The sequence below is a fragment of the Methylomonas sp. BG-2 genome (genome assembly GCF_057766305.1).
This window is the reverse complement of the sequence record NZ_JBYMAP010000241.1, coordinates 1-5935: the sequence shown is the minus strand read 5'-3', so window position 1 is coordinate 5935 and position 5935 is coordinate 1. Positions and strand designations below refer to the sequence as shown.

The 5935-nt window shown below is 51.2% G+C and carries 5 protein-coding genes; all 5 read left to right on the top strand.

What is annotated here, in order from left to right; translation table 11 throughout:
* Window positions 1–435: 435 nt before the first annotated feature.
* Window positions 436–1539, top strand: a complete 1104-nt coding sequence (gene dnaN / locus AC3B8H_RS17590; protein ID WP_488442847.1) for a DNA polymerase III subunit beta — start codon at window positions 436–438, stop codon at window positions 1537–1539.
* Between the two features lie 8 nt (window positions 1540–1547).
* Window positions 1548–2621 carry a DNA replication/repair protein RecF gene (gene recF, locus AC3B8H_RS17585; RefSeq protein ID WP_488442846.1) on the top strand — a complete coding sequence of 358 codons (1074 nt, stop codon included), beginning with the start codon at window positions 1548–1550 and terminating at the stop codon, window positions 2619–2621.
* 114 nt (window positions 2622–2735) lie between these two features.
* On the top strand, window positions 2736–5141 hold the full coding sequence (gene gyrB / locus AC3B8H_RS17580) for a DNA topoisomerase (ATP-hydrolyzing) subunit B (RefSeq protein ID WP_488442845.1): 2406 nt from the start codon (window positions 2736–2738) through the stop codon (window positions 5139–5141).
* Window positions 5142–5143: 2 nt separating this feature from the next.
* Window positions 5144–5434 carry a nucleotidyltransferase family protein gene (locus AC3B8H_RS17575; RefSeq protein WP_488442844.1) on the top strand — a complete coding sequence of 97 codons (291 nt, stop codon included), beginning with the start codon at window positions 5144–5146 and terminating at the stop codon, window positions 5432–5434.
* Window positions 5431–5796, top strand: a complete 366-nt coding sequence (locus tag AC3B8H_RS17570; RefSeq protein WP_488442843.1) for a HepT-like ribonuclease domain-containing protein — start codon at window positions 5431–5433, stop codon at window positions 5794–5796. The genes AC3B8H_RS17575 and AC3B8H_RS17570 overlap by 4 nt, the downstream gene beginning before the upstream one ends.
* The last annotated feature ends 139 nt before the right edge of the window (window positions 5797–5935 follow it).

Below are 5935 nucleotides of genomic sequence, written 5' to 3'. Positions count from 1 at the left end.
AAGGCGTATAGAATTTGGCTTATCCACAACCAAGATGCTTGCTAATAGTAGTAATAGAATATTTCTTTCTTACATTGTTATTGATTAGCTCAACGTGGCCAGATCAATATGAAAGCTCGACAAACAAGCAAATGAAGCCTTGGGAACCCAATATTCGCGAGTTGCGCATGCAACAAAAACCGTCAAGCACGCGCTGGCTTTTTCCACGATAATACTCCGTCCCATTGTGGAAAAGCCTGTCGTTAGGACATCGTACTGATTGCACGGAACTTGTGGATAAAGTTGCCGATTCTCGCTGTCCACACATCGTCAACAGGCTTTAAGCTAAGATAAAAACCGTCTTTCGTACAAGGTAGCTGTTTGTTTTATTTAGCTTAAATTTTGTTTTCCACAGCTTTTCGACTTGTTAATAGTAAAAATAAAAAATAGATATCTATGAAATTTGTTATTAGCCGAGATCTGATTCTGCCATCGTTACAACAAATCGTCAGCGTGATTGAAAAACGCCAGACCATGCCGATTCTTTCCAATGTGCTGTTGTGGGCGGATGAAAGTTCCTTGGTGATGACCGGTACCGATACTGAAATCCAAATCGTCAGCAAGGTTTACTGCGAATCGATAGACAATCCCGGCGGCATCACGGTACCGGCTCGCAAGTTTTTGGATATTTGCCGACTGTTGCCGGGCGGCGCGGAAATCAAATTCGAACTTCAGGATGACAAGGTGAAATTATCCTCTGGGCGCAGCCGGTTTTCGTTGAGTACCTTGCCGGCGGAACACTACCCGGAGTTCAACGAATCGGACTACGAATACCGGTTTGCATTAAACGCCGGGAAATTTAAGAAGGGCCTGGATAAAACCCTGTTTTGCATGGCCAACCAGGATGTGAGGTATTACCTGAACGGTTTATTGCTCCACATCAGCAATTCGAAGATGAAACTGGTGGCTTCCGACGGCCATCGCTTGGCGATTTTCGAAGACGATATCGGCACTGCCACCGGATATGAGTCGCGCATTATTGTTCCCCGCAAGGCAGTCCAGGAATTAAACCGCTTACTTGACGATCCCGAGGCCGAATTGGATATTCAATTTTCGGCTAATCACATCAAGGTCCAGTTCAGGGATGTGGTATTCTCGTCGAAGCTGATAGATGCCAAATTCCCTGACTTCAGCAAAGTCTTCAACCAATCCTTCATGACGCCGTTGCAGATTCAAAAGCAGGTTTTGCGCGATGCCTTGACGCGAGTGGCGATTTTGTCCAACGAGAAATACAAAGGCGTGACTTTCGATATCGGCGGCGATGTTCTGAAATTGAGCACCCATAACCCGGAACACGACGAAGCCGAGGAAGAGTTGATCCTGGACTATCAAGGTCAGACGTTGAGTATTTCGTTTAACTCGCAATACATGCTGGATGCGGTTTCGAATCTTGATTCCGAATTGGCGGTGCTGACGATAGCCGGCAATGCCAGCAGCTGTTTTATTGAAGAACCCGAGCAACCCTTGTTTAAATTCATTGTCATGCCGATGCGTCTGTAAGCGGGACAATGACCTTAATCGCACTGGATGTTTTTTCGGTTAGAAACATCCGTGAAGCCAGCCTTGCTCCATCGCCGGCAATCAATCTGATTACCGGTGCCAATGCCAGCGGCAAAAGTTCGCTGCTGGAAGCCATTTTCATTCTAGGGCGCGCCCGATCCTTTCGCACCACGCATATCAAGCAAGCCATTGCCTTTGACCAACCGCGCTTGGTGGTGTCCGCGCAAAATCGCCAGCAAGGCCAATCGTTAAGTCGGATTGGAATCCAGATAGATGCCAAGCAATGCGAAATTCGCATCGACGGCGAAAATAGGCAAAAGTCGGATTTGGCTTACGCATTGCCGGTGCAGTTGATAGACCCCAAGAGTTACCGCTTGCTTGATGCCGGTCCGCAAGTCCGCCGTGAATTTTTGGATTGGGGAATTTTTAATCAACACAAACAGTTTCTGGGCCATTGGCGGAAATACGCCAAGGCCCTGCAGCAACGCAATAGCTTGTTGAAATCTCGCCAACTCCGGCAAATTCCAGCGTGGGACCGCGAGTTGGCCGAACACGGCAAAGTCATCAACCAATTCCGACAAGCCTATGTCGCCGAACTGGTGCCGGTATTCAACGAAACCGCGCGGCAATTTTTAACCGAGGTTCAACCGGATGTTCGGTTTCATCCGGGATGGACTGATGAAGCCGAACTGGAACTTAGCCTGAAACAGGATTTGGATCGAGATCTGCGCTACGGATTTACTCACAGCGGACCGCATCGCGCCGACTTCATCAGTTACTGCGACAAACGCCCGGCCAAGGACTTCCTGTCCAGGGGGCAGCAAAAACTCTATGTACTGGCTTTGCTAATGGCGCAAGTCACCTTGCTTAACCGGATTAGCCCGAACGCCTGCTGTATCTTGATCGACGATCTGGCGGCGGAATTGGATTCAGAAAACAAGGCAAAATTGTTAAAATATCTGGCCGAACTGGATTGCCAAGTCTTTATTACCAGTACCGATTTTTCCGACTTTGGCGATTTGGCGCCTCTCAAAACTTATAAAAGGTTTCACGTGGAACACGGACGAATTCAAACACCGTGATCGCAACGCGAACAAGACAACACAATAACTATAACTCTCACCAGCAGAAGCAACGATGCAGGAATAGATCCCGTCTGGCGTCAATGCAGCAAACCCAACACAACGGAACACACCATGAGTGAACAATACGACAGTTCGAACATCACAGTACTGAAAGGCTTGGATGCGGTCAGAAAACGTCCCGGTATGTACATAGGCGATACCGACGACGGTTCCGGCTTGCATCACATGGTGTTCGAAGTGGTCGATAACTCCATTGACGAAGCCTTGGCGGGTTACTGCAAGGGTGTCGATGTGGTGATACACGAAAACGGTTCGGTATCGGTCTACGATGATGGCCGCGGCATCCCAGTCGATATTCACAAGGAAGAAGGCCGCTCCGCCGCCGAAGTCATCATGACCGTGTTACACGCGGGTGGTAAGTTCGACGATAACGCCTACAAGGTATCCGGCGGTTTGCATGGCGTCGGGGTTTCGGTGGTCAATGCGCTGTCCGAAGAGCTGACGTTGAAAGTGCGCAAGAACGGAAAATTGCACATGCAAAAATATGTGCTTGGCGAACCGGTCGCGCCGCTGGCCATCGTTGGCGATGCCGAAGGCAGCGGCACCTACATCAACTTCAAGCCCAGCCCGACCATTTTCACCAACATCGAATTCCATTACGACATACTCGCCAAACGGCTGCGTGAACTGTCCTTCCTCAACTCCGGCGTCAGAATCTCGCTACGTGACGAACGTAGCGGCAAGGAAGACGTATTCGAATTCGAAGGCGGCATCAGTGCCTTCGTGCAACATCTGAACAAAAACAAGACTCCGCTATTCGAGAAAGTGTTTCACTTTCAAGCCGAGAAAGAAGGCGTCACCGTCGAAGTGGCGATGCAGTGGAACGACTCCTATCAGGAAAATGTGTTCTGCTACACCAACAACATCCCGCAACGTGACGGCGGTACTCACTTGGCGGGTTTCCGTGCCGCGCTGACCCGCACCATCAACCAATACATCGAAAGCAACGGTCTGGCGAAAAAAGAAAAAGTCGCCACCACCGGCGACGATGCCCGCGAGGGTTTAACCGCCGTATTGTCGGTGAAAGTCCCCGATCCGAAATTCTCGTCGCAAACCAAGGACAAACTGGTGTCCTCGGAAGTCAAACCCTTGGTCGAATCGACGATGAACGAAAAACTCCAGGAATTCCTATTGGAACAACCGCAAGTCGCCAAAGCCATCGCCGGCAAGATTATCGACGCCGCCCGCGCCCGCGAAGCGGCCCGCAAGGCCCGCGAGATGACCCGCCGCAAAACCACGCTCGACATTGCCGGTCTGCCCGGCAAACTGGCCGACTGCCAGGAAAAAGATCCGGCCTTGTCCGAACTGTTCATCGTGGAAGGGGACTCGGCCGGCGGCTCCGCCAAACAAGGCCGCGACCGCCGCACTCAAGCCATCCTGCCGTTGAAAGGTAAAATTCTGAATGTCGAAAAAGCCCGCTTCGACAAAATGATCTCGTCGGAAGAAGTTGGCACCTTGATCACCGCGCTGGGTTGCGGCATAGGCAAGGACGAATACAACGTCGATAAACTGCGCTACCACCGCATCATCATCATGACCGATGCCGACGTTGACGGCTCGCACATCCGCACCTTGCTTTTGACCTTCTTCTACCGGCAACTGCCGGAGCTGGTCGAACGCGGCCATATCTACATTGCCCAGCCGCCGCTGTACAAAGTCAAAAAAGGCAAGCAGGAACATTACGTCAAGGACGATAGCGCCCTGAACCAATACCTGATCCAGCTGGCGCTGGACAAAGCCCAACTGCAAACCGACGCCGACACGCCGATCATCCAGGGCCAGGGCCTGGAAAAGCTGGCAACCGAATTCGCCGAGGTCATGGCGGTTATTAATCGTCTGTCCAGACGCTACGACGATCTATACCTGGAACAAATGACCTATTTGCAGCCCCTGGACGCCGCCGCCAAGGCCGACGAAGCCAAACTCCGTGCCTGGTTTGCCGATTTGGAGCGGAAACTCAACAGCGGTGACCACAAGGCCGTATTCAGCACCGAGGTCAAATACCACGGCGCCGACGACTTCGACATCACCGTCAATAAGCGTCTGCACGGCATCACCAAAACCTTCGTGCTGCACGCCACCTTCTTTACCGGCATGGACTATCAAAAAATTGCCCGCTACGCCGAGCAAACCCTGAGCCTGTTTGGCCCCGATTCGGTGATGCGGATGGGCGAACGCGAACAAAGCGTCACTAACTTCAAGGAAGCCTTCGAATGGATGATGAAGGAAGTCAAAAAAGGCCAACACATCCAGCGCTACAAAGGTCTAGGTGAAATGAACCCGGAACAGCTCTGGGAAACCACGCTGGACAGCAACAGCCGCCGCCTGCTGCAAGTCACCATCAACGACGTAATCGCCGCCGACGAAATCTTCACCACGCTAATGGGCGATGTCGTGGAACCGCGCCGGGATTTCATCGTCAAGAATGCCTTGGACGTGGCGAATTTGGATGTGTAGAGATGAAACCGTCGGAAGCATTGGATTCTAAACGCTCGGCAGTACGCCAGATGGTGGGTCACTTCCGGGCGGCTAATCCTCGAGTGTTTGGATCAGTGCTTTACGGCACCGACCGTGACGGCAGTGATTTAGACTTGCTGGTGGATACGCTGCCGGGCGCCACGTTATTCGATCTTGGCGGACTGCAGCTTGAACTGGAAGATTTACTGGCAGTTCCGGTTGATCTGCTGACTCCCGGCGATCTGCCCGCCAAATTCCGCGATCGAATATTGGCCGAAGCTCAACCGGTATGACAGTCAATCGCCTTGCCGATTACCTTGAACATATGCGACAGGCTGCATCCGATGCTTGTGGTTTCATCGAAGGTTTGAGCAAGGCAGAATTTCTTGCCGACAAACGCACACAGCAGGCGGTGGTGATGAGTTTGATCATTATCGGCGAAGCCTCAACAAAAATAATGGATCAATATCCTGCCTTCATCGAAAGGCGTGCACATGTGCCCTGGCGAAACATGCGCGGTATGCGCAATCGCATTGCTCATGGTTATTTCGAAATCAACTTTGAAGTGGTTTGGGAGACGGTTTGTTCAGCTCTGCCTGAGTTGTTGAAACAACTATCAATCGTGTCTAGAAATGTTGACGAAGAACATTGGTAATACCAAAGGACTTTTTGAAGTTGCTCAACCTAAAGGTCATGAAAGGATTTTCGCCCAGGATCATGAAAGTAATTAGTATAGGAACAGCTTCAGCCACGATCGGTGGTGTTCTGATACGCGGTGTGTCCGCAATTGGCCC